The 26,859-nt window shown below is 69.2% G+C and carries 25 protein-coding genes; 15 read left to right on the forward strand and 10 right to left on the reverse strand.

What is annotated here, in order from left to right:
• Positions 1 to 122: 122 nt before the first annotated feature.
• Both ACP7A5_RS13605 and ACP7A5_RS13610 read left to right on the forward strand, forming a co-directional pair.
• Positions 123 to 1,574 carry an amino acid permease gene (locus ACP7A5_RS13605; protein ID WP_426042417.1) on the forward strand — a complete coding sequence of 484 codons (1,452 nt, stop codon included), beginning with the start codon at positions 123 to 125 and terminating at the stop codon, positions 1,572 to 1,574.
• The gene (locus tag ACP7A5_RS13610) at positions 1,574 to 1,927 is read left to right on the forward strand and encodes an Hpt domain-containing protein (RefSeq protein WP_426042418.1); all 354 of its coding nucleotides are present in this window, start codon (positions 1,574 to 1,576) and stop codon (positions 1,925 to 1,927) included. The genes ACP7A5_RS13605 and ACP7A5_RS13610 overlap by 1 nt, the downstream gene beginning before the upstream one ends.
• Here the strand turns inward: ACP7A5_RS13610 and ACP7A5_RS13615 are convergent.
• Complete coding sequence (locus ACP7A5_RS13615) at positions 1,924 to 2,298, reverse strand: chorismate mutase (RefSeq protein WP_426042419.1); 375 nt, start codon at positions 2,296 to 2,298, stop codon at positions 1,924 to 1,926. The two genes, ACP7A5_RS13610 and ACP7A5_RS13615, sit on opposite strands and share 4 nt — an antisense overlap.
• Positions 2,270 to 3,085 carry a ferredoxin--NADP reductase gene (locus tag ACP7A5_RS13620; RefSeq protein WP_426042420.1) on the reverse strand — a complete coding sequence of 272 codons (816 nt, stop codon included), beginning with the start codon at positions 3,083 to 3,085 and terminating at the stop codon, positions 2,270 to 2,272. The genes ACP7A5_RS13615 and ACP7A5_RS13620 overlap by 29 nt, the downstream gene beginning before the upstream one ends.
• 264 nt (positions 3,086 to 3,349) lie before the next feature.
• Between ACP7A5_RS13620 and ACP7A5_RS13625 the strand changes: the two genes are divergently transcribed.
• From ACP7A5_RS13625 to ACP7A5_RS13645, 5 genes are all read left to right on the forward strand, one after another.
• Positions 3,350 to 5,587, forward strand: coding sequence for a DPP IV N-terminal domain-containing protein (locus ACP7A5_RS13625; RefSeq protein ID WP_426042421.1), 2,238 nt, complete (start codon positions 3,350 to 3,352; stop codon positions 5,585 to 5,587).
• Between the two features lie 209 nt (positions 5,588 to 5,796).
• The gene (locus ACP7A5_RS13630; RefSeq protein ID WP_426042422.1) at positions 5,797 to 7,119 is read left to right on the forward strand and encodes an amidase; all 1,323 of its coding nucleotides are present in this window, start codon (positions 5,797 to 5,799) and stop codon (positions 7,117 to 7,119) included.
• A 257-nt stretch (positions 7,120 to 7,376) separates the two neighbouring features.
• Positions 7,377 to 8,729 (forward strand): amidase, encoded by a 1,353-nt coding sequence (locus tag ACP7A5_RS13635; protein WP_426042469.1) that lies wholly within the window; start codon positions 7,377 to 7,379, stop codon positions 8,727 to 8,729.
• Positions 8,730 to 8,797: 68 nt separating this feature from the next.
• Positions 8,798 to 9,292, forward strand: coding sequence for a low affinity iron permease family protein (locus ACP7A5_RS13640; RefSeq protein ID WP_426042423.1), 495 nt, complete (start codon positions 8,798 to 8,800; stop codon positions 9,290 to 9,292).
• Positions 9,289 to 9,570 (forward strand): SemiSWEET family sugar transporter, encoded by a 282-nt coding sequence (locus ACP7A5_RS13645; RefSeq protein WP_426042424.1) that lies wholly within the window; start codon positions 9,289 to 9,291, stop codon positions 9,568 to 9,570. Before ACP7A5_RS13640 ends, ACP7A5_RS13645 begins: the two co-directional genes overlap by 4 nt.
• Here the strand turns inward: ACP7A5_RS13645 and ACP7A5_RS13650 are convergent.
• Positions 9,567 to 10,934 carry a pectate lyase family protein gene (locus ACP7A5_RS13650; RefSeq protein WP_426042425.1) on the reverse strand — a complete coding sequence of 456 codons (1,368 nt, stop codon included), beginning with the start codon at positions 10,932 to 10,934 and terminating at the stop codon, positions 9,567 to 9,569. The genes ACP7A5_RS13645 and ACP7A5_RS13650 overlap by 4 nt on opposite strands.
• A 195-nt stretch (positions 10,935 to 11,129) precedes the next feature.
• On the opposite strand from ACP7A5_RS13650, the gene ACP7A5_RS13655 reads away from it, so the two are divergent.
• Positions 11,130 to 14,078, forward strand: a complete 2,949-nt coding sequence (locus tag ACP7A5_RS13655) for a TonB-dependent receptor (protein ID WP_426042426.1) — start codon at positions 11,130 to 11,132, stop codon at positions 14,076 to 14,078.
• 142 nt (positions 14,079 to 14,220) lie between these two features.
• Here the strand turns inward: ACP7A5_RS13655 and ACP7A5_RS13660 are convergent, their stop codons facing one another.
• Both ACP7A5_RS13660 and ACP7A5_RS13665 read right to left on the reverse strand, forming a co-directional pair.
• Positions 14,221 to 15,060, reverse strand: a complete 840-nt coding sequence (locus ACP7A5_RS13660; RefSeq protein ID WP_426042427.1) for a general secretion pathway protein GspK — start codon at positions 15,058 to 15,060, stop codon at positions 14,221 to 14,223.
• A complete protein-coding gene (locus ACP7A5_RS13665; protein WP_426042428.1) occupies positions 15,057 to 15,764 on the reverse strand; it encodes a prepilin-type N-terminal cleavage/methylation domain-containing protein in 708 nt (235 codons plus the stop codon). The genes ACP7A5_RS13660 and ACP7A5_RS13665 overlap by 4 nt, the downstream gene beginning before the upstream one ends.
• Between ACP7A5_RS13665 and ACP7A5_RS13670 the strand changes: the two genes are divergently transcribed.
• The gene (locus tag ACP7A5_RS13670; protein WP_426042429.1) at positions 15,710 to 16,468 is read left to right on the forward strand and encodes a hypothetical protein; all 759 of its coding nucleotides are present in this window, start codon (positions 15,710 to 15,712) and stop codon (positions 16,466 to 16,468) included. The genes ACP7A5_RS13665 and ACP7A5_RS13670 overlap by 55 nt on opposite strands.
• A 193-nt stretch (positions 16,469 to 16,661) precedes the next feature.
• On the opposite strand, the gene ACP7A5_RS13675 is transcribed toward ACP7A5_RS13670, so the two are convergent.
• The 4 genes from ACP7A5_RS13675 to gspL all read right to left on the reverse strand — a co-directional run bounded on the left by ACP7A5_RS13675 (position 16,662) and on the right by gspL (position 21,124).
• Complete coding sequence (locus ACP7A5_RS13675; RefSeq protein WP_426042430.1) at positions 16,662 to 17,885, reverse strand: type II secretion system F family protein; 1,224 nt, start codon at positions 17,883 to 17,885, stop codon at positions 16,662 to 16,664.
• On the reverse strand, positions 17,885 to 19,381 hold the full coding sequence (gspE, locus tag ACP7A5_RS13680; RefSeq protein WP_426042431.1) for a type II secretion system ATPase GspE: 1,497 nt from the start codon (positions 19,379 to 19,381) through the stop codon (positions 17,885 to 17,887). Before gspE ends, ACP7A5_RS13675 begins: the two co-directional genes overlap by 1 nt.
• 145 nt (positions 19,382 to 19,526) lie before the next feature.
• On the reverse strand, positions 19,527 to 19,994 hold the full coding sequence (gspM, locus tag ACP7A5_RS13685; protein ID WP_426042432.1) for a type II secretion system protein GspM: 468 nt from the start codon (positions 19,992 to 19,994) through the stop codon (positions 19,527 to 19,529).
• Positions 19,991 to 21,124 (reverse strand): type II secretion system protein GspL, encoded by a 1,134-nt coding sequence (gspL, locus tag ACP7A5_RS13690; RefSeq protein WP_426042433.1) that lies wholly within the window; start codon positions 21,122 to 21,124, stop codon positions 19,991 to 19,993. Before gspL ends, gspM begins: the two co-directional genes overlap by 4 nt.
• A 101-nt stretch (positions 21,125 to 21,225) precedes the next feature.
• Between gspL and gspG the strand changes: the two genes are divergently transcribed.
• The 5 genes from gspG to gspD are packed head-to-tail and all read left to right on the forward strand — an operon-like array spanning position 21,226 to position 25,485.
• Complete coding sequence (gspG, locus tag ACP7A5_RS13695; protein WP_426042434.1) at positions 21,226 to 21,690, forward strand: type II secretion system major pseudopilin GspG; 465 nt, start codon at positions 21,226 to 21,228, stop codon at positions 21,688 to 21,690.
• On the forward strand, positions 21,690 to 22,172 hold the full coding sequence (locus ACP7A5_RS13700) for a prepilin-type N-terminal cleavage/methylation domain-containing protein (RefSeq protein WP_426042435.1): 483 nt from the start codon (positions 21,690 to 21,692) through the stop codon (positions 22,170 to 22,172). The genes gspG and ACP7A5_RS13700 overlap by 1 nt, the downstream gene beginning before the upstream one ends.
• Positions 22,169 to 22,528, forward strand: a complete 360-nt coding sequence (gene gspI / locus ACP7A5_RS13705; RefSeq protein WP_426042436.1) for a type II secretion system minor pseudopilin GspI — start codon at positions 22,169 to 22,171, stop codon at positions 22,526 to 22,528. Before ACP7A5_RS13700 ends, gspI begins: the two co-directional genes overlap by 4 nt.
• On the forward strand, positions 22,525 to 23,427 hold the full coding sequence (locus tag ACP7A5_RS13710; protein WP_426042437.1) for a type II secretion system protein N: 903 nt from the start codon (positions 22,525 to 22,527) through the stop codon (positions 23,425 to 23,427). The genes gspI and ACP7A5_RS13710 overlap by 4 nt, the downstream gene beginning before the upstream one ends.
• A 9-nt stretch (positions 23,428 to 23,436) precedes the next feature.
• On the forward strand, positions 23,437 to 25,485 hold the full coding sequence (gene gspD / locus ACP7A5_RS13715) for a type II secretion system secretin GspD (protein WP_426042438.1): 2,049 nt from the start codon (positions 23,437 to 23,439) through the stop codon (positions 25,483 to 25,485).
• Positions 25,486 to 25,530: 45 nt separating this feature from the next.
• Here gspD and ACP7A5_RS13720 read toward each other — a convergent pair whose 3' ends face one another.
• Positions 25,531 to 26,253 (reverse strand): hypothetical protein, encoded by a 723-nt coding sequence (locus tag ACP7A5_RS13720; RefSeq protein WP_426042439.1) that lies wholly within the window; start codon positions 26,251 to 26,253, stop codon positions 25,531 to 25,533.
• A 33-nt stretch (positions 26,254 to 26,286) separates the two neighbouring features.
• Between ACP7A5_RS13720 and mntR the strand changes: the two genes are divergently transcribed.
• Positions 26,287 to 26,790, forward strand: a complete 504-nt coding sequence (gene mntR / locus ACP7A5_RS13725; RefSeq protein ID WP_426042440.1) for a manganese-binding transcriptional regulator MntR — start codon at positions 26,287 to 26,289, stop codon at positions 26,788 to 26,790.
• Positions 26,791 to 26,859: the final 69 nt, after the last annotated feature.

Genomic DNA, 26,859 nt, shown 5'->3' on the forward strand with positions numbered 1-26,859 from the left:
GCGGAAATAGAGACATCAGCGCGGGGATGCAAGGGATTTCCGACCGGTGTTCCGGTTCGCCGCAGGGCGGTCTAGCATCCTCGCGGAATCGGTCCGGCAAGGGCCATCGGGGGAGTAAGCGAATGGCCTTCTGGAACCGGCGCAAGTCGATCGACGCGATGCACCAGGCCTCGGACGGACCGAGGCTGAAGGCGACCCTGAGCTGGCCGCACCTGCTGGCGCTGGGCGTGGGAGCCATCGTGGGGACGGGCATCCTGACCCTGATCGGCGTCGGCGCGGGGCTGGCGGGGCCGGCGGTGATGATCAGCTTCGCCCTGGCGGGACTGGTCTGCGCCTGCGCGGCCCTTGCCTATGCCGAGTTGTCGACGATGATGCCCCAGGCGGGCAGCGCCTACGCCTACTCGTATGCGGTGCTGGGCGAACTAGTCGCCTGGATCGTGGGCTGGAGCCTGATCCTCGAATATTCTCTGGTCGTTTCGGCGGTGGCGGTGGGCTGGTCGGGATACGCCGTCGGCTTCCTGACCGGACTGGGCATCGACCTGCCGACGGCCCTGACCGCGGGACCCCATGTCGCAGGCGGCATGGTCAACCTGCCGGCCGTGGCGATCATCGGCCTTGTGACCGGACTGCTGCTGCTGGGCACGCGGGAGAGCGCGACGCTGAATGCCATCCTGGTGGTGATCAAGGTCGCGGCCCTGATCGCCTTCGTCGCCATCGCCTTGCCGGCGTTCGACGCGGCCAACTTCACCCCCTTCATGCCCAACGGGTTTGGAGCGCCCGCCTTGCCGTTCGGGGAACTGATCACCGGCCAACCGGCGGTTCAGACCGGGGTCATGGCGGCGGCGGCGATCATCTTTTTCGCCTTCTACGGCTTCGACGCCATCTCGACGGCGGCTGAAGAGACCAAGAAGCCCGAGCGCGACCTGGCGATCGGCATCGTCGGTTCGATGCTGATCTGCACGGTGCTATACCTGGTCGTGGCGGCGGCCGCGATCGGTGCGCGGCCGGTGGCGAGCTTCGCGGACAGCCCCGAGCCTCTGGCCCTGATCCTGCGCGAGATGGGGCAGGGGACGGCGGCGCAATGGATCGCGGCCTCGGCCGTCATCGCGCTTCCGACGGTCCTCCTGGCCTTCCTGTTCGGCCAGAGCCGCATCTTCCTGGGCATGGCGCGCGACGGCCTGCTGCCGACCTCGCTGGCCAAGATCTCGTCGCGCGGCGTGCCGGCGGTGGTGACGGTGTTCACCGCCATCGTGGTCGCGGCCCTGGCCGGGGTCATGCGGCTGGACGAACTGGCGTCGCTGGCCAATGCGGGGACCCTGGCGGCCTTCGCGGCGGTGGGGGTCTGCCTGATCGTCCTGCGGCTGCGCGATCCGAACCGGGTGCGGAAATTCCGGGCGCCGCTGTGGTGGCTGGTCGGGGCGATCACCATCGTTGGCTGCGTCGTCTTCTTCTTCAGCCTGCGGCCATCGACCCAGATGTGGTTCGTGGTCTGGAACGCCGTCGGTCTGGTGATCTACTTCCTGTGGTCGGCGCGGAACGCCCGGCTGGCGAAGAACCCCGATCAGGCCGCCTGATGTCTCGCCGCGACCTGTCCGGCGCCGTCGACTTTTCGGTCCTGGACCGAACGACGGGCGGCGACGACGGGGTCGCGCAGGAGGTGCTGGGACTGTTCGTGCAACAGGCCGAGATGTGGTCGCCGATGCTGGACACCCGGATCGAGGGCTGGCGCGACGCCGTGCACACGATCCGGGGCGCGGCGGCGGGGATCGGAGCGGGAGCGCTGGCCGAGGTCTGCGCCCAGGCCGAGACGGCTGAAAGGGAGGTCGCGCCAGCCAGGCTGGACCATGTCCGCGACGCCCTCAACGCGACGCTGGCCGACGTTGCGGCCTGGCGGCACGAGTTGATGCTGAGGTCGCTGAAGGGCTAGCGACGCGTGCGGTCGTAGGTCGAGAACTCGTGGGCGATGCAGCGGTCGATGAGCAGGCGCCAGACCGGTTCGGCGATGTCGCGCGACAGATGACGAGCGTCGGCGGCCGCAAGAACTTTCGAGACCACATCCTCGATGCGGGCAGCGTCGTGGACGGCGTCGCGGTCCGGCTTGATCCGGGCGGCGGCGTCCATGTAGCGCTGCCGCTCGGCCAGCAGGGCGACGAGGGCGCGGTCCAGGGCGTCGACGCCCTGGCGAACCTCGACCATGGTCTCGCAGGCCGCGGGATCGACGCGCGCATCCACGGCGACGATCTGGGGGTGGTGTTCGGCCGACCCAATCCTATCCGACAAAGGCGCGCTCCAGAACATAGTCGCCGGGCTCTGCGTTTGAGCCCTCCTTCATGCCGAAGCCTTCCAGCAGTTCGGCGGTTTCCTTGATCATGGCCATGGAGCCGCACAGCATGACCCGGTCGCGCTCGGGCGAGAACCCGTGCGGCAGACCGAGGTCGTCGAACAGGACGCCGGACTTGATGCGATCAGTGATCCGGCCGGGGGTTTCGAAATCCTCGCGGGTGACCGTCGGGTAGTAGGTCAGCCTGGCCATGGCCTCGTCGCCGATCAGGGGATCGTCGTGGATGCCCTTGGTGAGGAAGTCGCGGTACGACAGGTCGGCGACGTTGCGGACCGTGTGGCAGACGATGACGCGGCCGAAGCGGCTGTAGGTGTCGGGATCGCGGGCGACGCTGAGCCAGGGGGCAAGGCCCGTGCCGGTCCCGATCAGCCACAGGGTCTCGCCGCCGTTGAGGGCGTCCAGCACCAGGGTCCCGGTCGGCTTCTTGCCCATCAGGACGGTATCGCCCGGTTTGATGTTGACCAGGCGCGAGGTCAGGGGGCCGTCGGGCACGGCGATGGAGAGGAACTCCAGCGCCTCGTCCCAGGACGGGCTGGCGATCGAATAGGCGCGCAGGACGGGCTTGCCGCCGTCAGCGCCCGGCAGGCCGATCATCACGAACTCGCCGGAGCGGAAGCGGAAATCCTCGGGGCGGGCGACGCGGAAGCTGAACAGCTGGTCGGTCCAGTGATGGACCCAGACGACCTCGAGCTCATGGAAGGCGGAGGGCTTCGGCGGCGGCGGGGACAGGGCGGCGTCGGTCATTGCGGGTCTTCTAGGCGGACGGGCCGCCGGGCGAAAGGTCGTCGGGGTCGCGGCCGAATCGACTCCGGAAATTGGAGTCCGGGTCGTCCATAGAGTCTGATGCCCCCGACTCCGGAAATTGGAGTCTAGATAGTCCACTGAGTCTTGTTCGCCGCATCGGACCTCATGCGAACGGAACTACCAGACGGACACGCCAAGATAGGTCGCAGCCCTTCGGATGGAAGGGGATGACGCGGCCGATTTCTGCGACTAGCGTCCGCGCCCATGCGCACAGTTCTTCTTGCTTCCGTCTTTGCCCTGACGGCCGGTTCGGCCTTCGCCCAGTCCGCCAACCCCGCCGTGCTGACGCCGGAGCGGGTGTTCGCCAACCCCAGCCTGAACGGCCCGGTGGCCCAGGGGGTCAGCCTGTCGCCCGACGGCGAATTGGTCGCCTTCCTTAGAGCGCGTGAGGACGATGTTTCGGTGCTGGACCTGTGGGCGGCGCCGACCGGAGCGGGCGAGCCTTTCAGGCTGATCGACGCGCGCGCCCTGGTCCCCGACGCCGGCGAACTGTCCGAGGCCGAGAAGGCGCGGCGCGAGCGGATGCGGATCTCGCAGCGCGGCGTGGTCGAGTATTCGTGGGACGAACAGGGGCGCTACATCCTCGCGCCGCTGGAGGGCGACATCTTCCTGGCCAGCCGGGAAGGGGGCGGGATTCGCCGCCTGACCGAGACCGAGGCCGACGAGATCGACGCCAAGGTGTCGCCCGAGGGGAACTACGTCTCCTTCGTGCGCGACCAGGATCTGGTGGTCATGAACCTGGCCTCTGGCGCCGAGCAGGCAATCACCACCGAAGGCGACGGCCTGATCACCTGGGCGACGGCGGAGTTCATCGCCCAGGAAGAGATGGACCGCGACACCGGCTACTGGTGGAGCCCGGACGAGACCTACATCGCCCTGCAACGGACCGACGAGACGCCCGTCGATATCGTCCCCCGTCTCGACATCACCGGCGGCGGCGCGAGTGTGGTTGAGCAGCGCTACCCGCGCGCCGGGCGGCCGAACGCCATCGTCGAACTGTATGTGCAGGACGTCGCCGCCGGACGTCGGGTCAAGGTCGACCTGGGGGCTGACACCGACATCTATCTGGGCCGGGTGAACTGGTCGAAGGACGGGCGGACCCTCTACGTCCAGCGCCAGTCACGGGACCAGCAGACGCTGGACCTGCTGCGCGTCGATCCGACGACGGGCGCGTCGCAGGTGATCGCGACCCAGACGTCTAAGGCCTGGGTCGATCTGACCGATGACTTCAAGGCCCTGAGCGACGGCCGGTTCATCTGGTCGGACGAGAGCACCGGCTGGCGGCACCTGTATCTGTACAACGCCGACGGCACGAAGATCCGCGCGATCACCTCGGGCGACTGGCCGGTCAAGGCGCTGAACGGCGTCAACGAGCGGACGGGCGAGGTCTTCTTCACCGCCTCCATGCGCGACGGGCGCGAGCTGCCGATCGAGCAGCAGCTGTTCCGCGCCAACATGAACCGGGCGGCCACGCCCGTGGCGATCACCCCGGCGGGCGGATGGTGGAGCGCCTCGGTCAACCGGACGGCCACGGCCTATGTCGGCGACTATTCCGATCCGGTGACGCCGCCGCAGTCGGCCCTGTACCGGATCGACGGGACGCGGGTGCGCTGGATCGAGGAGAACCGGCTGGCCGAGGGGCATCCCTTCTTCCCGTTCGCAGGGCGGACCCGGGCGCCGGAGTTCGGCACGCTGGAGAGCCACGGCGAGACCCTGGTCTGGCGCATGCAGACGCCGCCCGACTTCGATCCAACCCGGACCTATCCGGTTGTGATGCAGGTCTACGGCGGCCCCAGCACCGGAGCCGGAGTGAAACGCAGCTGGCAGTCAACGACCAATCAACTGTTGACGGAGGCGGGATATATCGTCTTCCGCCTCGACAACCGGGGTGAGGGAGACCGTTCGGCGGCGTTCAAACAGTCGCTGTACCGGCAGATGGGAACGGTTGAGATCGAGGATCAGGTTCTGGCAGCCAACCATCTGAGATCATTGGCCTACGTCGATGATTCCCGGATCGCCATGATGGGCTGGTCCTATGGCGGGTTCATGAGCCTGATGGCGCTGACCGAGCCGGAAATGGGGCTGGCGTCGGCCATCGCCGGGGCGCCGCCGACGGAGTGGAGCCTCTATGACACCCACTACACCGAGCGGTTCATGTCGACGCCGGAGGCCAACCCCGAAGGCTATGCCGCATCGGACGCCATTCCGCGTCTGGACAACCTCACCGGCCGGCTTCTGCTGATGCACGGCATGGCGGACGACAACGTCATTCTCGAAAACTCGACGCGGGTCATCGACTCGCTTCAGTCCAAATCCATCCCGTTCGAACTGATGCTCTATCCCGGGCAGCGGCACGGCGTGCGGGGCAACGACAGGCAGCTGCAACAATGGCGCATGTATCTCGACTTCCTCGACCGCACGATCGGATCGCGGGCGCCCTAGGCGGACTGATCCTCGCCGGGTTCGCGGCGCCGGCGTTCGCGCAGGACACGGCGCCGATACTGGCGGAGCAGGCGGCCGAGGCAGAGGTGCGATGCGCTGGCGTGGAATCGATCGCGGGCGGCGGTGGAATTGACGTCGCTTCGGCGGTCGCTGGCCTCCACTGCCGAGAGGACGCGACGTCATCGCATGCCGTCATCCGCTGGGCTTCGATGGAGAGCCTTGACGCATACTATGCGGACGGGGGCGACGGCCTCTCGATCCTGCTGAAGGACAATATCGAGACGGCGGACATGCCGACGACGGCGGGGTCGCTGGCGCTGGCGAACAATGCGCCGGGACGGGATGCGCCCCTGGTGACGCGGCTGCGAACGGCGGGCTTCCTGATCCTCGGCAAGACCAATCTGTCGGAGTGGGCCAACATCCGCTCGACCCGGTCGATCAGCGGCTGGAGCGCGGTCGGCGGTCTGACGCCCAACCCCTATGATGCGACGCGGACGGCCTGTGGCTCCTCGTCGGGCAGCGCGGTCGCGGTCGCCGTCGGACTGGCGCCCGTCGCCATCGGCACGGAGACCAACGGCTCCATCGTCTGCCCGGCCTCGGTCAACGGCGTCGTCGGGTTCAAGCCCACCGTAGGACTGGTCAGCCGCACCCATATCGTGCCGATCAGCCATTCCCAGGACACCGCCGGACCCATCGCTACCACGGTGCATGATGCGGCCCTGGTCCTGACCGCCATCGCCGGATCGGACCCTATGGATGCCGCGACAGCCGAGGCGGACACGCGCAAGGTCGACTATGTCGCCGCCCTCGATGCGGACTCCCTGCGCGGCGCGAGGATCGGGGTGCTGCGGTTCATGGCGATCACCTTCTCGGATGATACGAAGGCGGCGTTCGAACGGTCGCTGCAGGCCATGCGCGACGCCGGCGCCGAGCTGGTCGAGATCACCGAGGGGCCGGACATGCGGGCCATAGGCGGGGCGCAGCTGACGGTGCTGCTGACCGAGCTGAAGGTCGACCTGAACGCCTATCTGGCCTCGACCGACCCGGAACAGGTGCCGACGCGGACCCTGGCGGACGTCATCGCCTTCAACGCAGCCGATCCGCGCGAGACCGTGCTGTTCGGACAGGAGCTGTTTGAGCGCGCCGAGGCGACCGGCGGGCTGGAGGATCCGGCCTATGTCACGGCGCGGGAGACCTCGCTGCGGCTGTCGGGCGTCGAGGGGATCGACCGGATGATGGCGGAGAACCGGGTTGTGGCCCTGGTCTCGCCGACGACCTCGCGCGCCTGGACCAACGACCGCGACGATCAGGACGAGGGGCAGGGTTCGGCCAGCACGCTCGCGGCCGTCGCCGGCTATCCACACCTGACCGTCCCTATGGGGATGGATCGCGGCATGCCGGTCGGGATCAGCTTCATGGCCGGCGCCTGGCGGGACGCGACGGTGCTGTCGCTGGGCTATGCCTTCGAGCAGAAGACGATGGCGCGACGGGCGCCGGGCGAACCGGCCCCGGCCGGTCAGGACGCACAATGATGATCCGGCGCGGCATGCTTCTCGGCCTGACCTTGGCCGCCCTGACTCTGGCGGGATGCGCCACGCCCAATGGCGACGGCAGCTGGGACCTGGGCCAGGACGCTCCCCGATACCAGCCGCCGACCGTGGCCGCCCTGATCGCGGACCCGACGCTGGCCCCGGGAGCTCTGAGCGCCTCGATGGCGCTGATCGCGTCGACCGGGGTCGGTTCGGATCAGCCGATCAACGCGGTGATTGCGGTCAGCGATCTCGAAGTGATGGAGCCGGGCGTGTTCGCGCCGGGCCCCCTGTCCGGCGTGCCGATCCTGCTCAAGGACAATATCGAGACGGCCGACATGCCGACGACCGCCGGCTCGATGGCGCTGCTCGACAACGCGCCGGGGCGGGACGCGCCTCTGGTCGCGCGGCTGAGAGCGGCGGGCGCGGTCATCCTGGGCAAGACCAACCTGTCGGAGTGGGCCAATATCCGCTCGTCGGCCTCGGTGTCCGGATGGAGCGGGGTGGGCGGCCTGACCCGCAATCCGCATGCGCTGGACCGCAACACCTGCGGCTCGTCCTCGGGCTCCGGCGCGGCGGTGGCGGCGGGACTGGCCCCCGCGGCGATCGGGACGGAGACGGACGGGTCGATCGTCTGCCCGGCCGCGATCAACGGCATCGTCGGCTTCAAGCCGACCGTCGGGATGGTCTCGCGCACGCACATCGTGCCGATCAGCCATTCGCAGGACACGGCCGGGCCGATGACGCGCACCGTCGAGGACGCGGCCATCCTGTTGTCGGTCATCGCCGGTAGCGACCCCGCCGACCCGGCTACGGCTGAGGCGGATGCGCGGAAGGTCGACTTCCGGGCCGCGCTGGACGCCGGCTCGCTGCGCGGCACCCGGATCGGGGTGGCGCGGTTCCTGGCCGGCTATTCGCCCGGCACGGACGTGGTGTTCGAACAGACGCTGCAGGCCCTGCGCGAGGCCGGGGCGGTGCTGGTTGAGATCACCGACGGGCCCGACATGGAGGCCATCGGCGAGGCCGAGACGACCGTGCTGCACTATGAACTCAAGGCCGACCTGAACGCCTATCTGGCCTCCACCGATCCGGAGCAGGTGCGCACCCGGACCCTGGCCGACGTCATCGCCTTCAATATCGCCACGCCGCGCGAGATGGCCCTGTCCGGGCAGGAAACCTTCATCAAGGCCGAGGCGACGCGGGGGCTGGACGATCCGGAATATATTGCGGCGCGCGAGACCTCTCTGAGGCTGGCGGGCGCAGAGGGGATCGACCGGCTGCTGAGCCGGAACGCGGTCGTGGCCCTGGTCGCTCCGACGGTCGGACCGGCGTGGTCGATCGATGTGGTCAACGGCGATCACTATCTGGGCGCGGCGTCGACCTTGCCGGCGGTCGCGGGCTATCCGCATCTGACCGTGCCGATGGGGTTCGTGCAGGGGCTGCCGGTGGGGCTGAGCTTCATCGGGGCGAAGTGGGACGACGCGCGCATCCTGTCGCTCGGCTACGCCTTCGAGCAGGCGACCCATGCGTACCGGCCCGCCGTCCTGCGTCGATCCATCGACGACCTGGGGGAGGTGGCCTCGGTGCTGGCGCCGGTGGTGGCGCAGCCCTGATCGTCTCGACGCGTTGAATCCGATAGCCGATCTAGGAACCTGACCCCGGGCGGTGCACTTTGTCGGCGATGGAAAAGCTGTTCGTTCGTTTCGCCACCCTGACCGCCAAGGTGGCGGGCAAGCCCTGGACCTTCATCGGATGCCTGATGATCGTCGTCATTTGGGCGGTGACGGGGCCAGTGTTCCAGTTCAGCGAGACCTGGCAGCTGGTGATCAACACCGGCACGACCATCATCACCTTCCTGATGGTCTTCCTGATCCAGAACACCCAGAATCGCGACGGCGCCGCGATGCAGGCGAAGCTGGACGAGCTGGTCTATGCGGTGAAGAAGGCCGACGCGCGGTTCATCGGCATCGAACACCTGACCGAACGGGAGCTCGACAAGATCCTGGAGGAGGTCGAGAAGCGCGGGCGGGAAGTCCATGCGGGCAAGCCGGCGCGGGCCATCACGGGCAAGCCTGCGGTTCGGGCCGAAGACGTGGAGGCGGTCCAGCCGAGGGCCGCGACGCCGGCCGCCGAGCGCAAGCCCGCTGCCCAATCACGCGCCAGGGGCAAGGCGTGAGCGACCTGATCGCCAATGTGTTCGGCACGGCGGCGGCGGCCTGTTCGATGGTTAGTTTCGCGCCGCAGATGATCAAGATCTGGAAGACGCGGGACGCCTCGTCGGTGTCGCTGAAGACCTATTCCCTGACGGTGATCTGTTTCGTGCTGTGGGTCGTCTACGGGGTGCTGAGCGGGGCTTGGCCTATCATCGTCGCCAATGCGGCGGCGCTGGTGATGGCGAGCGGGGTGCTGATCATGAAGTGGCGGTTCCGGGACGGAGATCCCGACAAGACCTAGCCGGCCAGGCTGTTCAGCCAGTCTTCCAGATTGGTGTAGCCGTCGCCGTCGCGGTCGGCCGCGCCGTCGGGCGACGCTGGATCAAGCCCGTTGGCGGTCTCCCACATGTCGGGCATGCCGTCGGCGTCGGTGTCGATCCAGGGCGTTCCGGGGGCGAGATCGGGCCAGCCGCCAACCTCGGTCTGGCTGTTGATGATCCGGCCCGTGCCGTCCACGACGCCGGCGAGGATGCGGGCGTCCACGGCATCCCGGGCATGGGCGGCCCCGGCCCCGGCCAGCACTGACGCGAAGGCCTGATCCGCTGTTCCGGTCGCGCCCATGGCCCAGTCGGGCAGGGCGGTCAGACGATAGCCGGGCGTGTCGTCGCCCGTGACCGGCGCCCAGGGATCAGCCGGCACGACCCCGTCGATGCTGTTGGCCTCAAACCAGGCGTGAGCCGCCGTCGACTCTTCCTCGAAGATCACCGCGCCGGTGGAGTCCGGGCCGCGCCTGTAGGCATTGCCGGCGAAGACATAGGTCGAGACCGTCGCCGGATCCTTGTCGGAGTTGTAGCCCGCGTGACCCTGGCCCCAGTCGTAGAAGACGTTGTTGCTGAACTCGAACCGGGGCCCGACCGGATCAATGTCGGGCGTCAGATAGTTGCCGGGGCGCGGCATTCTGGCGCGGTGGGCGGCCCAAAGATTGTGGTGGAAGGTGAAGCGGGCGCCGCGATTGCCGCGCACCAGCGAGCCATAGCCGTGGTCGCCTTTCGAATGGGCCGACAGGTTCAGGCTCTCGGCGATGATCGACCACTGGACGGTGACGGCGTCGATGACCCGGTCGCGGCTGCCGATCGACAGGGTCTCGTCCACTGACCATGAGGCGGAGACATGGTCCAGGATGATGCGTTCGCCCCGATCAATGGTGATCGCGTCGGTCTCCACCCCGTCCTCGTCGCCGAGCCGTGACCGGATGTAGCGGACGACCACATCGTCGGCCGAGATCAGCAGGGGCTGGCCGCGAAGGGTGATGCCGCCGCCGGGCGCGGTCTGTCCGGCGAGGGTGATGCGCGGTTCGCGGATGCGTAGCGGGATCGCCAGCCGGATCGTGCCGCCGATGTCGAAGATGACCGTGCGCGGGCCGTCTGTCTCGACGGCGGCGCGCAGGCTGCCCGGGCCCGAATCGTTCAGGTTGGTGACGCGGAGCACTGCTCCGCCGCGTCCGCCGACGGCCTCACGACCCGCACCGAGCGCGCCGGGAAAGGCCACGACCACGGTCGCATCGGCCTGCGCAGGGGCGGAGGCCGTGGCGCAGCCAGCGGCTGTGGCGAGAATGCCAGCTGCCACGCTTGCCTGTGCGAGACGGGTTGCAAGATGGGTCTTCATCGGGTTAGGCTCGCCATTGATACCGGTGTCAGATCGTTTGTGGTCTGCAAATGATACCGGTGTCAAACGGTCACGGGGAAGGCCCCGGTCCGACGATAACAGATCGGCAGGAAGCCGGCGTCATGACATTCCTTGGGAGGAGGCACTATGTATCAGTATCGTCAGGGGCGCCCGTGCGCACTCCGTCAAGGGCTTGTGGCCGGTGTGTCCGGCCTGGCCATCGCGCTGACCCTCGGGGTCGCGTCGGCATCCGCCCAGACCGCACCCGCGCAGGATGACGAAGAGACCCAGGTTGACGAGATCGTCGTCACCGGCTTCCGCGCCTCGCTCGACGCGGCGCTCAGCATCAAGCGTCGCGAGGCGGGCGTCGTCGACGCCATCGTCGCCGAGGATATCGCCGACTTCCCCGACCTGAACCTGGCCGAAGCCGTTCAGCGCATCCCGGGCGTCTCCATCGACCGCGACGCCGGCGAAGGTCGTTCGATCACGGTTCGCGGCCTGTCGTCGGACTTCACCCGCACCCGCATCAACGGCATGGAAGCCCAGGCCACCACGGGCGGCACGGACTCCTCGGGCGGCGCCAACCGCGGCCGTGGCTTCGACTTCAATGTGTTCGCCTCCGAGCTGTTCAACTCGATCACCGTGCGCAAGACGGCCGCGGCCGAGACCGAAGAGGGCTCGCTGGGCGCGACCATCGACCTGCAGGCCACGCGCCCGTTCGACTATGACGGCTTCACCCTCGCGGCCTCGGTCCAGGGCGGCTACAACGATCTGTCGGAAACGACCAACCCGCGCGGCGCCCTGCTGCTGTCCAACACCTGGAACGACGGCATGTTCGGCGCCCTGGTGTCGGTCGCCTATTCCGAGCGTGACCTGTGGGAAGAAGGTTTCAGCTCCGTGCGCTGGGCCCCGGCCGCAGCGCCGGGTTCGACCAACTCGGGCGGCTTCTGCTCGCCGTTTGGGCTCGCTCCCCAGAACCCGACCAACAACACCACCAACGGAAGTTCGGCCACCAACTGCGCCGTCGGCGTGAACCGTCCGGCCGGCACCGCCGAGAACATCGCCGCCTACAACACCGCCAACCAGGCTGGCGTCTTCGTCCCGCGCCTGCCGCGCTATGGTCGCCTGACCCACCACCAGGAGCGTCTGGGCGTCACCGGTTCGTTCCAGTTCAAGCCCGATGACGACACGGTCATGAGCCTGGACATCCTGTATTCGAAGCTGGACGCGACCCGTCAGGAAGACTTCTTGGAATCCCTGTCGTTCAGCCGCAACGCGGCCGCCGGCGGCCAGACCCAGATCGCCGTGCGTCAGGCGGCGGTCGAGAACAATGCCCTGGTCTATGGCGTCTTCGACAACGTCGATGTCCGATCCGAGCAGCGCTATGACGAGCTGGCGACCGAGTTCACCCAGGTCAACTTCACCATCGACCGTCAGTTCACCGACACCCTGCGCGGCAAGTTCTACATCGGCCGGGCCCAGTCGGAGTTCTCCAACCCGGTCCAGACGACGGTCACCCTCGATCGCCAGAACGTCCAGGGCTACTCCTTCGACTTCCGCAACAACCCGAACACCCCGGTCATCAACTACGGCTTCGACGTCGCCAATCCGGCCAACTGGGCCTGGCGCGACGTCAGCCTGGGCACCACCCTGGCTGCCCTGCCGCGCTCGGAAATCCGTCTGCGTCCGAACGGCGTGGACACCACCTTCGAAGCGGTTTCGGGCGATGTCGCCTGGGACGTCAATGACTGGCTGACCCTGAAGGCCGGCCTGAACGGCAAGACCTATCTGTCCGATTCGTACGAGTTCCGTCGGACGGACGAGACGGTCGTTCCGACCCTGCCGGCCGGCGCCACGATCGCCAGCATCACCAACCTGCTGACCGGCTTCGGGACCAACCTGATCCCCGGTGGCACGGCCTCGTCGTGGGTTCGTCCGAACCTCGACGCCGTCGCCAGCCTGTTCAACATCTACTGCAACTGCAACACGGGCGTGGCGGGCGGGGACTTCACCCTGACCAGCATCACCAACGGCAACGCTCGTGGCGGCAACCGCACGATCGAGGAGAATGACTTCGCCTTCTACGTCCAGGCGGACTTCAACACCGATCTCGGCGGGATGCCGTTCCGCGGCAACGTCGGCGTGCGCAAGGCCTATACCGAGCTGATCGCCGAGGGCTATTCCTCGACCGGCGGCGGCACGCGGGTCCGTGGCGAGAACAGGTACGACGACCTCCTGCCGTCGCTGAACCTCGCCATCGAGCCGATGGAGGACCTGATCGTCCGCTTCGGCGCCGCCAAGGTCATGGCGCGTCCGCAGATCGGCAACACCCTGGCCGGGACCAACTATCTGGTGCCGACCACCTCGTTGGCGGCGACGGGCCCGAACTTCACGGCCAGCATCGGCAACGTGAACCTGGAACCGTTCCGCGCCAAGACCTACGACTTCACCGTCGAATGGTATTTCGCCCCGGAAAGCCTGCTGTCCTTCGCCTACTTCTACAAGGACATCGACACCTACATTCAGATCATCCGTCAGGACCTGCCGTACACGGCCCTGACCGGTCTGAACCCGTCGGCGTTCGATCCCAGCCTGTGCACCGCCGCCTGCTCCGGCTCGACCGTCTTCCAGCTGACCTCGGCGGTGAACACCGAGGGCGGCCCGCTGAAGGGCTTCGAGATCAGCTACCAGCAGCCCTTCCGCTTCCTGCCGGGCTTCCTGGAGAACACGGGCGTCCAGCTGAACTACACCCACGTCGAATCGGAGATCGACTACTGCAGCGACGCACTGTGCGCGACCTTCGTGACCAACGACCTGATCAACCTGTCGCCGGAAGCCTGGAACGGCACCCTCTACTACGAGGACGACCGGTTCTCGGCGCGGGTCTCGGCCTCCTACCGCCAGCAGTATCTGCAGAACGTCCCGGGCCGGAACGGCAACCTGATCGAGGGCAAGAACGAGACCCTCAACTGGGATGTCTCGTCGTCCTTCAACCTGACGGAACAGGTCAGCCTGACCTTCGAAGGTCTGAACCTGACGGACGAGGAGAACCACCAGTACGTCGGCGACGGCAGCCGTCAGTCGACGTCGGTCTACCACCACACGGGCCGCCAGTTCTATTTCGGCGCGCGGTACCGCTTCTAGGGAGCGTTCACTCCTGAGCGCGAACTGGGCCGGGGAGGGGAAACCTTCTCCGGCCTTTTCTTTGCTGCGTCGGGGCTGGAAATCGGCGCGCAGGTGACGGCCAGTCGGCGCGAGCGTGCGGCGGCGCAGGCCAGGGCTGACCTCAGCCTGCCGTGCGGCGCCGCCCGGTCACCACGACGTCGACCGCGCGGTCGCGGCGGATGCGGGCGATGCGGCTGTCGAGCGCCTGGGTCACGTCGCCGACCGTGACGGTGGTGATGACGCGGTAGTAGTTCGAGGTGAAGCCGGTCCCGGGCAGAGACGGGGCGCCTTCGGTCGCGAGGTCGGCCGGGTTCAGCAGGCCGTTGCGGGCCCGGACCGCCAGCAGCTTGCCGGCGACCTCGGAGTCTTTCGTCATCAGGGTCAGAAGGGGCAGGCCGACGGTGTTCAGGTTGATGGTCGCGTCCTCGGGAAGGATGACGACATAGGGGGCCAGCCTGTCGAGGTCGGTGCGGGGGACTCCGGCGGCGACGATCAGACTGTCGTCGGTCAGGGGGCCGGCGACGCGGACGACCGAGGCGATGCGGATCAGGGACGTCGGGTCGAGGTTGAGCGAGGCGCCGATGGCCTGGAACAGGGCGATGGGGGCGGCCTCGCCGGACTGCATGGCGTTGAGGTTGAAGCGGGACTGCTCGTCCTCGATCGCCAGGGCGAAACGGCCGCCGGGAACGGCGATGGCCTGCTGACCCAACTGGGCCCAGGGCTCGGCCAGGTTGTCGGTTCCGGCGGCGACGAGGGCGTCGCGACGCAGGGTGGTGACGGCGGACAGTTCTCCGGCGCGGGCGTAGGCATTGGCCTGGGCGGCGTCGCGCAGGCGGGTGGAGCGCTGGACCTCGATGTCCTGGGTCGAGACCATGATCAGGACCGCGACGCTGGCGACGGCCAGGACCAGCAGGACGTTGAGCAGGATCATGCCCTCGCGGCGGGTCAGCTTCAGCCTCATGGCGCGACCACGGGGGGCGCCGGCTCCATCAGCGGGATGGAGGCGACCCGACGCAGGGTGGCGGTCGGCTGGCCGTCGACACCGGTCAGTGTGATGTCGAGCGCCACGGCGGTGACGCCTTCGTCAGGGGCCGGGCCGGTCGCGAGGGGCCGGCCGTCGGGACCGGTCAGGGGCAGGGCGGGCTGCTGCGGCTGGGGCCAGGCGTCGAGCCAGTCGCCGCGACGGCGGTGGAATGTCCAGCGCAGGGAAGAGACCTGGGTCAGCAGGGTCTGAACCCGCTCGCCGCCCGCGCCGGTGATGGTGCGGGTCAGGGCGTCGCCGTTGAGGTCGTAGCAGACATTGACGATGCCGCCGGTGATGTCCGCCTTCTGCAACGACAGGGACGAGGCGCCGCCACCGAGCGAGCCGGTGATCTGGTCGAGGTCGGAGGAGACGACCAGCATGGCGCGCTGGATCTCCGCCATCCGGCCGAGCCGGGTGTCGGTGGCGTCCTGGGTGCGCAGGACGCTGTTCAGCAGGGTGAAACCGGCCACGCCGATCAAGGCGAACAGGGCCATGGCGATCAGCACCTCGATCAGGGTGAAACCTTTGCGACGGCGCTTCGCATCCCGCGCTCGCGTGTTATCCGGGGACGAACGGAGAGACGGCCATGCTGAAGGTCTGGAGAACACGCGAGGGGGAAGGCGGCCGGGCTGCGGGCGCATTTCAGTTCGAGCGGCTGACGGTGAAGGTGACGCGCTGGCGCGTGGTGCTGGCCGGCGTTGCGGTCGGGGCGTATGCGCTCGGCCTGATCGCCATGGCGCCGTCCGAGATCATCGTCGCCCGCTCCTCCAACGGGGAGCGGCAGGCGGTCGGGACGGTCTGGGCCGGAGAGCGGGCCATGCCGGGCGGGTTCGGGGCGCGCTGGGCGGTGACGCCCTTCTCCTCGATCCTGCATCTGTCGGGGGCGCTGCGGCTGGGTCTGCGCGGGCCGGACACGGCGGCGACGGCGCAGGTTCTGGCGCGGCCGGGGCGGGTGCTGGTGCGCGACCTGGAGGGGACGGCGTCGATGCGGTTGATCAATGCGGCAGCGCCGGGCCTGCCGTTCGCCTGTTCGTCGGTGATGCGGTTCGACGTGGCGCGGCTGTCGCTCAAGGGGAGGCCGGAAGGGGCGGGGACGATCCCGGTCTCGCCCGGCGATTGCGCGCCTTCCGGCGGCGGGGCGGCGACCCCTCTGCCGGCGCTGAACGGGACGGTCTCGGCGGACGGAGCGGCGACCACGGTCGTGTTTGCGCGGGCGGATACGGCCGCCGAGGTGATGAAGGCGCGGGTGCAGGCGGACGGCGGGCTGACGGCCTCCATCGAGCCGGGCGGCGTCGGCCTGATCCCCGGCGTCGGGGCGCCGGTGTCGATCGAGACGTCGCTGTAGGGTGGCCACGCCAAACGGTCTCCTCCCCGTCGGCCGCTTGGCCGATGGGGAGGTGGCTCGCAGCGAAGCGGAGAGACGGAGGGGTTCTTTCCGCGTCCACGAATAACCCCTCCGTCAGCTCGCAAGGGCTCGCCGCCACCTCCCCATCGGCCAAGCGGCCGACGGGGAGGCGACCGGAATGTCTGTCGTCGGCTCACAGGCCGGCGAGGTTGTTGAGGTTCACGATCGGCATGAGGATGGCCAGCACCATCAGCAGAACGATCCCGCCCATCACCAGAAGCACGCCAGGCTCGACCAGGGAGACGAGGGCCTGGACGAGGGAGTCCAGCTCCTGTTCCAGATCCTGGGCGGCGCGTTCCAGACCGTGGCCGAGCTTGCCCGACTGTTCGCCGGCCGCGACGATGGCCAGCAGAAGGGGCGGGAAGATCTCGGCCTCGGCCATGGCGCGGCGCAGGGACGAGCCCTCGCGAACGCGGGCGGCGACGAGGATGGCGCGCTCGCGGGCGAAGCGGTTCGGGGTGACGGCGGCCGATGCCTGAAGCGCCTCGACCAGGGGCACGTCGGAGCGGACGAGCGTGGCCAGCGATCCTGCGAACCGGGCGGCGTTCAGGTGCTGGACGAAGCCGGCGAAGGGCGGGGTCTTCAGCAGGAATTCGGCGAAGCGGCGCGCGTTCGCGGGCACGGCCAGCCAGCGGTTCCAGGCGATCCCGGCGATGACGAGCGCGATCATGACATAGACGCCGAAGGTCTGGACGAAGGCCGAGAGCGCGATCAGGGCGCGGGTCAGGAAGGGCAGTTCGGCGCCGCGCGAGACGAACACCTTCACGATGTCGGGCACGACATAGATCATCATCAGTGTGATCATCAGCAGGGACACCCCCGCCAGCAGCGCCGGATAGAGCAGGGCCAGCTGGACCTTGCGACGGGCCTTCTCCTGATTGCCGACGAACTCGGTCAGGTGGGCGAGGACGGTCGACAGCTTGCCCGACTGTTCGCCGGCGGCGATCGAGGCGCGGTAGAATTCGGGGAAGACTTTCGGATGACGCCCCAACGCGGCGGCGAAGCTGCGGCCCTCGAGAATGGCGGAGCGGACGTCGGTCAGGACGACGCCGATGGGCTGGCCCTCGGTCTGCTGGGCGGCGATGCGCAGCGCCTCCTCGATGCGGATATCCGAGCCGATCAGGGTCGAGAGCTGGCGGGTGACGGCCGACAGGGTCTTTGAGCTGATGCCCTGCTGGAAGATGACGATGCCCTTGGACAGGTCGGTCTTGCGGCGCTCTCCGGCCAGGGCGACGGCGGTGGGGAGCAGGCCCCGGTCGCGGACCAGCTGGCGCGCGCCGACGTCGGAGGCGGCCTCGATGGTCCCCTTGTGCGGCCTGCCTTCCGCATCCACGGCCTGGAAGGCGAACACGGGCATCAGGCGTCTTCCCGCACCACGCGGGCGACTTCCTGGACGGAGGTCTCGCCGGCCAGGGCCTTGGCGGCGCCGTCTTCCAGAAGGCCCGGGCCGCGCTGGCGGGCGAGGCGGATCAGGTCGGCCTCGGCCGCGCCGTCATGGATGGCCTGCTGCATCTCGCCGTCGATCTCGATGACCTCATACACTCCGAGCCGGCCCTTGTAGCCCTCGCCCCGGCACTCGGGGCAGCCGACGGGACGGAAGATGCGGGCCCCGACCGGGACCACGCCCCCGGTCATCTCGCTGTCGGCCTGGGTCGCCTCAGCCGGCGACTTGCAGTGGGGGCAGAGGCGGCGGACCAGACGCTGGGCGATCAGGCCCGATAGCATGGGGGCCAGCAGATAGCGTTCGACCCCCATGTCGATCAGCCGGGTCACGCTGCCGACCGCCGTATTGGTGTGCAGGGTCGACAGCATCAGGTGGCCGGTCATGGAGGCGCGCACGGCGACCTCGGCCGTCTCGTGATCGCGGATCTCGCCGACCATGATGACGTCGGGGTCCTGACGCAGGATGGCGCGCAGGCCGCGAGCGAAGGTCAGGTCGATACGGGCGTTGACCTGCATCTGGCCGATGCCGTCGAGCGCGTATTCGATCGGGTCCTCGACCGTCATGATGTTGCGGCGGCGGTCGTTCAGCCGGGTCAGGGCGGAGTAGAGGGTGGTGGTCTTGCCGGAGCCGGTCGGACCGGTGACCAGGATGACGCCGTGCGGTCGGGTGATCATCCGCTCGAACGTCTCGAGGTCGCGGTCGCTCATGCCCAGTTGGGCCAGATCCAGCGACGTCGAGCCCCGGTCGAGCAGACGCAGGACCACGCGCTCGCCGTGCTGGGACGGGATGGTCGAGACGCGGACGTCGACGTCGAGGCCGCCGATGCGCAGGGTCACGCGCCCGTCGTGGGGGACGCGTTTCTCGGCGATGTCCAGGCGGGCCATGACCTTGATGCGACTGACCAGCAGCGGGGCGAGGGCGCGAGCGGGCTGCAGCACTTCGCGCAGGACCCCATCGATGCGGAAACGGACGACCAGCCGCTTTTCCTCAGCCTCGATATGGATGTCGGAGGCGCCGTCGCGGATGGCCTGGAGCAGCAGGGCGTTGATCAGGCGGACTACCGGCGCGTCGTCGCGGCTGTCGAGCAGGTCGTCGACGGCGGCCGCGTCCTCGGCCAGGGCGGCAAGATCGTCCTCGGAGGCGGCGTAGTCGGCAGCGGGGGCGGCCTCGCCTCCGGTCTGTTCGCGCAGGATGGCGTCGAAGCGGTCGTCGTCCACGGCCTCGAAGGCGATGTCGGCGCCATTGACGCGGCGGACCTCCAGCAGGGTCTCCAGCGTCGCCGAGCGGCGGTGCAGGCAGACGGGCCGGTCGCCCCCCTCTCCTGAAGGCCGCAGGATCATGGCCCCGCGCCGGCGGGCGAACCCGTAGGCGAGGCTGGCGGTCGGGGCGGTGTCTTCGGCGAGGCTCATCATCCCCTCCGTGCACCCCGGCAAAGGCCGGGGTCCAGATTGCGAACGGGAATGTTGGGGCCGAAGGCGTGTCGACTCATCCCGGCCGACAGCCACTGTGATCCGGGCCCCGGCCCTCGCCGGGGTGCAGGGTATGAAGAGAGGCTCATGATTGAGTTACGCGCAGGGAGACGTCCACGACGCCTTCGGACGCCCCGCGCCGGATGTTGACAGAGGACAGGGTGGCGCCGGAGGCCTCCAGCGCCGCCAGCCAGGGAATGACGGCGTCGTAGCGGGCGCCGGTCACGCTGACCTCCGCTGAGCTGTCGTCGCCGGTGATCGTGGGGATGATGCCGAAGGTCGCGGCCTGGGTCGGGATGGCGGTCTGCAGCGGGCCGGACAGGGCGGCGGTCGGGGCGACGATGCCGCCCGCGGTGCGGACATCGACCATGACCTGCTCATAGGCGGCGATGCGGCCGATGTCCGTGGCGCGGGCGTCGAGCAGGGGGCGCAGGATGGCCAGCCAGACGATGGCGATGACGATCAGGCCGCCGAGGAAGGCGATCATCGCCTGTTCGCGACGCGAACGCGACGCCATCCAGGCGGCGGCGTTGTCGAGGGCGGGGGACCTCATCCGGCGCCTCCCGGCGTGATCTGTATGGTGGCGTTGAGGCCGTTGGTCGCCTGGGTGGCGTCGACGGCCGCGGGGGTTCCGGTCGCGGTCAGGCCCGAGGCGTTCAGGGCGGCGACCGCCCGATCCAGTGTCGCGGCGTCCGAGACGGCAACGCCGAGGTCGAGCGAACCGGGCGCATAGACGGCGGAGTTGAAGGCCACGGCGCCCGCGCCCGGCAGGGCGCCCGAGGTCTGGGCCAGCAGCCGGGTGAAGGGGCGGACGCCGCCGCCTGCGGAGGGCAGGACGCGGCCGGCGGCGGCGATCAGATCGTCTTCGGCCGCGATCTGCGGAGCGACGGACTGGAGCAGGGAACGGGTCTCAGCCTCCTTCTTCTCCGCCATGCTGTGCAGCAGGAGGGTATCTATGCCGAGGATGCTGATGTGGGCCAGGACGCCGATTCCGGCGACCAGGGCGAGGGTCCGGGCAGTGCTCGGCCCGCCGGAGCGGGTCGCGGCCCAAGGGCCCTGACGCAGGTCGAGCGGCGGCAGGACGGCGACCGTCTCTCCCATCGACCCGAGCAGGGCGGCCTCGTGCTCGACCCCGTCGGCCAGGGCCTCTGGCAGGGGATCGCCGATGGTCTGGAGGCGGGGCTTGCCCGCGGCGGTCCAGGCCGCGTCGATGGCCGAAAGCGGCAGGGCGAATCCGGCGCCGTTGTCGGTGCGGACCAGGGCGCGATCCGCCTCCGCCTTGACCACCCAGGCGCCCGGCGACGGCATCGGCAGTGTGAGGGCGTCGGGCAGCAGGATCGACGGTTCGAGCTCGGCCTCTGCCAGCAGGGCGATCCACGACTTCATCCGGGCGTGGCGCACGACCCCGGCGATGTGGCGGCGCGGGGCGACCTCCATGCCGAGGGCGAAATGCAGGGTGGCCAGGGGCTCGCCGACGGCATCCTCCAGCGCATAGGCGAGGTTGGCGACGCGCTGGGCGCGAGTCGGGAAGGGCAGGTCGACCGTCAGGGTCAGGACGTCTTCCGAAGGGACCAGAACCGTCGTCGGCCCCGCATAGGTCCGGTCGACTGCTATGATTCTGTCATCGACGATGCGCCATAAGCCTCGGCTCGGAAGGTTCGAACGGGCGGGTCGACCGAGCATTGGCGGAACTCAATAGAATGGCGTGGTCGGAGGCGTTGACCCGGTCTATAGCAGCGAAAACAAGCCTGTCGCCACTGGCTAAGCCGTCGAGAAAAAGTGTCATGGTTACTTTGTCCAAGCGTCACAAGCTTGACCGTCGTCTTGATGGGCGGCGTGCGGGTCTGACTCTGGTCGAGATGATCGTGGTGCTGGCCATCATCGCCGTGGTCGCCGTGCTGATCGTGCCCAATGTCATCGGCCGCCCTGACGAGGCGCGGGTGACCGTGGCCAAGACCGACCTGAAGACCATCGCGACCGCTCTGCGCATGTATCGCCTCGACAACGGCGACTATCCGACGACGCAGCAGGGGCTGGAGGCGCTGGCGTCCCGTCCGACCACGCCGCCGGAGCCGCGCGCCTATCCGGCCGAACCCTATCTAACCGAGGTCCCGACCGATCCCTGGGGCAAGCCCTACGTCTATCGCAGCCCAGGCACGGGCGGCGCCTACGACCTGCTGTCCTACGGCAAGGACGGCGAGGAGGGAGGCGAGAAGCTCGACGCCGACCTGAACGAACGCACGCGCTGATGGGTCGTGTCGGGGGACGCAGTCTGAAGCGACGCTCCGGGATGACCCTGGTCGAGATCCTGGTCGTGCTGGCCATCGTCGGGGTCATGGCGGGCGTCGTCACTCTGGGCGTCGGCGCGGCTGATCGCGGGACGGGTGTCGAGACCGAGGCCAACCGTCTGGCGGACCGGCTGAGGCTGGCGGCCGACGATGTGCTGGTGACGCGCCGACCCCTGTCGCTGGCCTTTGACGGCGAGGGCTATGGCTTCGTGCGCGGCGACGCGGGCACGACCGGCGTGGTCGATGCCCTGGCCGAGCGGCATGCGCTGCCGGCGGGCGTCCGGATGGTCGGGCTGGGCGTAGCTTCGCCGGTGGCGATCGACCCCGACGGCGCCCAGCCGGTCGCGGCCTTCGGCCTGGCCAAGGGAGACCGCCGCTGGCGTGTGACTTTCGACGGACTGAACGCCGTGGCCGAGCCGGTGAGCGACGAGGCTCCGGCATGAAGCACGGCTATTCCCTGATGGAGGCGCTGGTCGCCCTGTTCATCCTGGCCATCGCCACGGTGGGGTTGACGCGCGCGACCCAGGCCCATGTCGACGGCGTGCGCGGCCTGGAGCAGAGGGTGGTGGCCCAGTGGGTCGCCGAGAACCGGCTGGTCGAGCTGAATCTCGAAGGTCCGATGCAGACGGCGGACGTGTCGGTGGTCCGCATGATGGATCGCGACTGGGACGTGCGGGTCGCGCGGCGGAATACGGACGATCCCGATCTGGTCGCCGTGGATGTCGCGGTGTCTCCGGCGGGGTCGGGGAACGAGGCTGTGCGGCTGTCGGGCTTCGTCGATCGGGGAGCGGCGGCATGACCCCCGAACGCAGGGACGAAATCGCGCTGAGGGTCGTCAGCGTCGTGGTCGTGGGATCGCTGGCTCTGGCTCTGGCGGGGCTCACCTGGCGGCTGACCGGCTGGGACGACGGACGCGACGAGGTCGCCGTGGCCGAAAGGCTCGCGCCTCTGGGCGGCGCCGCGGCGCCGGGCGCCGATGCGGATCTGGCGCGGATCGTGTCGCTGGCGCCCTTCGGCGGGGCAGTCGCGGCGGGCGGCCTGCCGGCCTCGACCCTGGGTCTGGTGCTGAAAGGCATCCTGATGGCTTATCCGCCCGCCGCCTCGACGGCGTTGATCGCGATCGGCGAAGGCCCGGCAGCCATCTATGGCATCGGCCAGACGCCGGTCGGCGACGCGGTGATCGAAACCATCGAGGTGGACCATGTCATCCTGTCCTCCGGCGGCGCGCGCCAGCGGCTAGACTTCCCCGAGCCGGTCGCGATCGATCCGGCCACTGTGTCCAACGCGACGCCGGCCGCGGGGATCACCGTGATGCCGGTCCAGCCGCCGCAATCGCCGGCAGCGGCGGCGGCCCTGGCGATGTCCTCGCCCGTGGCCAGTGCGGCGGCGGCGGCGGCGGCCTCGCAGCCGGCGCCGCGCGTCGCGGACGCGGGACCCACGCCGAGTGTCGCCGCTGCCGCCGGCGCGGCAGGCGTGACAGCGACGGCGTCAGGCTATCGTATCGGCCCAAATCCCTCACCCGAGCTGCGTCGCTTCGGCCTGCAGCCCGGCGATGTGATCGAGACGTTGAACGGCCAGGCGGTCGGCGATGCGGGCTCGGATCAGCAGCTCTTCGAACGCGCCCGGTCCGCCGGACAGGCGCGCGTGGTGGTCGTCCGTGACGGACGCCGTCTGACCCTCAACTTTCCCCTTCGCTAGGAGCCCGGCGTGACGAAGTTTCTCCGCCTGACCACCACCAGCGTGCTGGCCCTCAGCCTCGCCGCCGGCCCCGTCGGGACCGCCTCCATGGCCCAGACCGTGGCCCCCGCGCCCGTCGCCATGCAGGACGTTGTCATCAACATGCGCGGCGCCGACATCAAGGATGTCGCCGAACAGGTCAGCCGCATCACCGGCCGCACCCTGGTGCTGGACCCGCAGGTGCAGGGGCAGGTCAACGTCGTCTCGGCCGAACCGTTGAGCCGCAATGGCGTGTGGGAGCTGTTCCTTTCGGTGCTGCGGACTTCGGGTTTCGCGGCAGTGCGCAGCGGCAATCTCTGGCGCGTCGTGCCCCAGGCGACCGTGGTCCAGAGCGGGGCGTCGGAGACCGGAGCCGCCACCTCCAACCAGCAGATCGTGACCCGTCTGGTCCGCCTGCGGAATCTGCCGTCGGATCAGGCCGTGCGCGCCCTGCGGCCGCTGGTGTCGTCCTTCGGCGCCATCGAGGCCCTGACCGAACCGAACGCTGTCGTCGTCACCGACTACGCCGAGAACATCCGCCGGGTGCAGCAGCTGGCCGCGACCCTTGATCAGGGCGGCGGGACCTCGTTCGACAGCATTGCCCTGCGCCACGCCTCCGCGACCGAGGTGGCGGCCTCGGTCAGCGCCCTGCTGGGATCTGACGCCGGCGGGCCGCGCGTGACGGCCGACGAGCGCTCCAACGTCCTGTTGATCCGGGGCGACGCGGCCGACCTGGCCCAGGCCCGATCGATCGTCGCGGCGCTCGACACCCCGGGCGGGGCGACGCCGGTCACGCGGGTCGTGCGTCTGAGGAACTCCGACGCCGAGTCGATCACCGAGATCGTGCGCGGCCTTCTGGGCGGCGAGCCGTCGGCGAACAACCCGGTGGCGCGGTCTCTGCGGGGCAATACCGGACTGGCCAGCCTCAGCGCCTCCAACCGGGACACGGCGGCCATGGCGGCCAGCGCCTTGACGTCGGGCGATGGCGCGGCGGCTTCCTTGCCCGCATCCGGGTCGCCGGCCCGCGCCGACGGTTTCACCCTGGACGGCGTGACGGTGCAGGCCTCGCCCGAATTGAACGCCGTGGTCATGCGCGGCCCGCCCGCGACGGTGGACATGCTTGAGGATGTCATCAGCCAGCTCGACCTGCGCCGCGCCCAGGTGAAGATCGAGGTCGCCATCGTCGAGATCACCGGCGAACTGGGCGAGCAGATCGGGGTACAGCTGGGCCTCGGCGGCGCGGTCCCGGCCGACGGCGTGGTCGGGGGCACCGGCTTCTCCAACGCGGGGAGCGACCTGGGCACGGTTTTGAGCGCGCTGGGCTATCCGGCCGGGCGCCTGCTGGGCGCGGGCCTGTCGCTGGCGGCGGGGTCGGAGGGCGACTTCGGCCTGCTGCTGCAGGCCGTGGGCACCAACAATGCGGCCAACCTGCTGTCCTCGCCCAGCATCACCGTGCTGGACAATGAGGCGGCCGAGATCGTGGTCGGCCAGAATGTGCCGTTCCGCACCGGCAGTTTCGCCACGGACGGCAACTCGACCAATCCCTTCACCACCATCAGCCGTGAGGATGTGGGCCTGACGCTTCGGGTCGTTCCCCGGGTGCACGAGGGCGGCGTGGTGCGGCTTGAGGTCAGCCAGGAGATTTCCTCGCTGGTGCCGACGGCGATCATCGGGGCGGCGGATCTGGTCACCAACCGGCGCAGCCTGCAGACCTCGGCCCTGGCCGACGACGGCGAGACGATCGTGCTGGGCGGCCTGGTCACCGACGACCGTCAGACCGCAAATAGCCGGGTTCCGGGCCTGGGGAGTCTGCCGCTGATCGGCGCGGCCTTCCGCTCGCGGCGTGACAGCCAGACGCGGCGGACCCTGTTCATCTTCCTCAAGCCGACGATCCTGCGCGACAGCGCCTCGGTCGCACAGGATGCGCAGGACGCCTACGATCGGCTGCGGCGCTCGGAGCCGGTGCGGCTCGATCCGACGCGTCCGGAACCGATTGCGCGCGACCCCCGGCTTCAGCCAGAGGTGGACGAGGTTTTCTAGACCGCCCCACTCCGTTAATCCCCGTGAAGGCGGGGATGATCGGGATTAGTGGTCGTTTCGGCGCGGCGCGAACCGCGGAATGACCAGATCAGGATCGGCCTCGGCGCCCTCGGGCGGGCGAGAGACAGGCTGGCGTTGGTCGGTCAGACGCAGCAGGGGCGGCGCAATCCGTCCCCGGGCCTCCACCCGGCGATAGACAGTCTGGCCGCCGAACAGGGCGGCGCCGCCCGCCAGGGCTCCGCCGAAGAAGATCAAGAGGGCGGTGAAGGCCCCGTCCCACCAGCGGTCCTTGCCATAGACGGCGGTCGGCGCGCCGCCGGTCGCGGCGGGCGTCGGCGGGCGCGCCGTCGTCGGCTCGGCCAGGGTCATCAGCACGCCGCCTCGCGCCAGCATCATCGGCACATTGGCGCGCGGGATGACGGCGTAGGCGCCGGCGCCCGTGCGCATCAGGGCGATGTCCTGATCCAGCAGGGCGGTCCCGAAATCCTTCAGCAGCGCCTCCCCGGTGTACCAGCCGTCGGCGCGGAAGGTAACGAGGCCGTCGACCGCCGGATCGATGGTCAGGTCCCAGGCGAGGGCTCCGCCCACCACGTCCTGGGCGGCCTCGGCGACGGGCGTGTCGGTGAAGCTGAAAACATAGAACTGCACCGGCTCGGCGGCGGCCGGGATCGGCGACGCGGCGGGCGCCTGGGCAAGCGCCGGGGCGGCGACCAGCATCAGGGCCAGAAGGGCGGGGCGGAACAGACGCATCGGAAGCCTCGATACCATGCCGACCTCATGCGGACCTAAGACGACAGGACGATGAAATCGCTCGCCGCCTCGTCTAGGGTGGTCGCGCACGGACCCGTCCGTGCGTTTCAGGAGACCGATGTGGTCCAGGTTCCCGGCGCCGCCCGACGCGCCGCCGCCTTTCGCCGAATGCGTGACGCCCGCTCCAGCGAGGTGGCGGAGGACTATGTCGAACTGGTCGGCGACCTGATTGCGGAAACCGGCTCGGCGCGGCTGACCGACCTGGCCGATTGCCTCGGCGTCGCGCCGGCGACGGCGGCCAAGGCCCTGCAGCGGCTGCAGCGGGACGGGCTGGTGGAAACCAAACCCTACCGCTCGATCGCCCTGACCCCGGCGGGCGAGACAATGGCGGCAGCGTCGCGCGAACGGCACCGGATCGTGCACGAATTCCTGATCGCGCTCGGCGTCACGGGAGAGACCGCCGAGGCCGATGCGGAGGGCATAGAGCACCACGTCAGCCCCGAGACCTTGACCCTGTTTGAAAGCCTGACCAGGCGCCTGCGCGACGGGGGCTGATTTCCTCGCATCCGGTGACGATTTGTCGCGTATATGGATTCAGCCGAGGCTGAATTCGCGCCGGGCAGG

The sequence above is a fragment of the Brevundimonas sp. TWP2-3-4b1 genome (assembly GCF_049897665.1).
GTDB classification, from domain to species: Bacteria; Pseudomonadota; Alphaproteobacteria; order Caulobacterales; family Caulobacteraceae; genus Brevundimonas; species Brevundimonas subvibrioides_B.

Bases quoted from the DNA above. Each gene is read 5' to 3' on its own strand.
- ACP7A5_RS13605 (WP_426042417.1), top strand. From the start codon at position 123: ATGGCCTTCTGGAACCGGCGCAAGTCGATCGACGCGATGCACCAGGCC.
- ACP7A5_RS13610 (WP_426042418.1), top strand. From the start codon at position 1,574: ATGTCTCGCCGCGACCTGTCCGGCGCCGTCGACTTTTCGGTCCTGGAC.
- ACP7A5_RS13615 (WP_426042419.1), bottom strand. From the start codon at position 2,298: ATGTTCTGGAGCGCGCCTTTGTCGGATAGGATTGGGTCGGCCGAACAC.
- ACP7A5_RS13620 (WP_426042420.1), bottom strand. From the start codon at position 3,085: ATGACCGACGCCGCCCTGTCCCCGCCGCCGCCGAAGCCCTCCGCCTTC.
- ACP7A5_RS13625 (WP_426042421.1), top strand. From the start codon at position 3,350: ATGCGCACAGTTCTTCTTGCTTCCGTCTTTGCCCTGACGGCCGGTTCG.
- ACP7A5_RS13630 (WP_426042422.1), top strand. From the start codon at position 5,797: ATGGAGAGCCTTGACGCATACTATGCGGACGGGGGCGACGGCCTCTCG.
- ACP7A5_RS13635 (WP_426042469.1), top strand. From the start codon at position 7,377: ATGGAGCCGGGCGTGTTCGCGCCGGGCCCCCTGTCCGGCGTGCCGATC.
- ACP7A5_RS13640 (WP_426042423.1), top strand. From the start codon at position 8,798: ATGGAAAAGCTGTTCGTTCGTTTCGCCACCCTGACCGCCAAGGTGGCG.
- ACP7A5_RS13650 (WP_426042425.1), bottom strand. From the start codon at position 10,934: ATGAAGACCCATCTTGCAACCCGTCTCGCACAGGCAAGCGTGGCAGCT.
- ACP7A5_RS13660 (WP_426042427.1), bottom strand. From the start codon at position 15,060: ATGAGGCTGAAGCTGACCCGCCGCGAGGGCATGATCCTGCTCAACGTC.
- ACP7A5_RS13670 (WP_426042429.1), top strand. From the start codon at position 15,710: ATGCTGAAGGTCTGGAGAACACGCGAGGGGGAAGGCGGCCGGGCTGCG.
- ACP7A5_RS13665 (WP_426042428.1), bottom strand. From the start codon at position 15,764: ATGCGCCCGCAGCCCGGCCGCCTTCCCCCTCGCGTGTTCTCCAGACCT.
- ACP7A5_RS13675 (WP_426042430.1), bottom strand. From the start codon at position 17,885: ATGCCCGTGTTCGCCTTCCAGGCCGTGGATGCGGAAGGCAGGCCGCAC.
- gspE (WP_426042431.1), bottom strand. From the start codon at position 19,381: ATGAGCCTCGCCGAAGACACCGCCCCGACCGCCAGCCTCGCCTACGGG.
- gspM (WP_426042432.1), bottom strand. From the start codon at position 19,994: ATGAGGTCCCCCGCCCTCGACAACGCCGCCGCCTGGATGGCGTCGCGT.
- gspL (WP_426042433.1), bottom strand. From the start codon at position 21,124: ATGCTCGGTCGACCCGCCCGTTCGAACCTTCCGAGCCGAGGCTTATGG.
- gspG (WP_426042434.1), top strand. From the start codon at position 21,226: ATGGTTACTTTGTCCAAGCGTCACAAGCTTGACCGTCGTCTTGATGGG.
- ACP7A5_RS13700 (WP_426042435.1), top strand. From the start codon at position 21,690: ATGGGTCGTGTCGGGGGACGCAGTCTGAAGCGACGCTCCGGGATGACC.
- gspI (WP_426042436.1), top strand. From the start codon at position 22,169: ATGAAGCACGGCTATTCCCTGATGGAGGCGCTGGTCGCCCTGTTCATC.
- ACP7A5_RS13710 (WP_426042437.1), top strand. From the start codon at position 22,525: ATGACCCCCGAACGCAGGGACGAAATCGCGCTGAGGGTCGTCAGCGTC.
- ACP7A5_RS13720 (WP_426042439.1), bottom strand. From the start codon at position 26,253: ATGGTATCGAGGCTTCCGATGCGTCTGTTCCGCCCCGCCCTTCTGGCC.
- mntR (WP_426042440.1), top strand. From the start codon at position 26,287: ATGAAATCGCTCGCCGCCTCGTCTAGGGTGGTCGCGCACGGACCCGTC.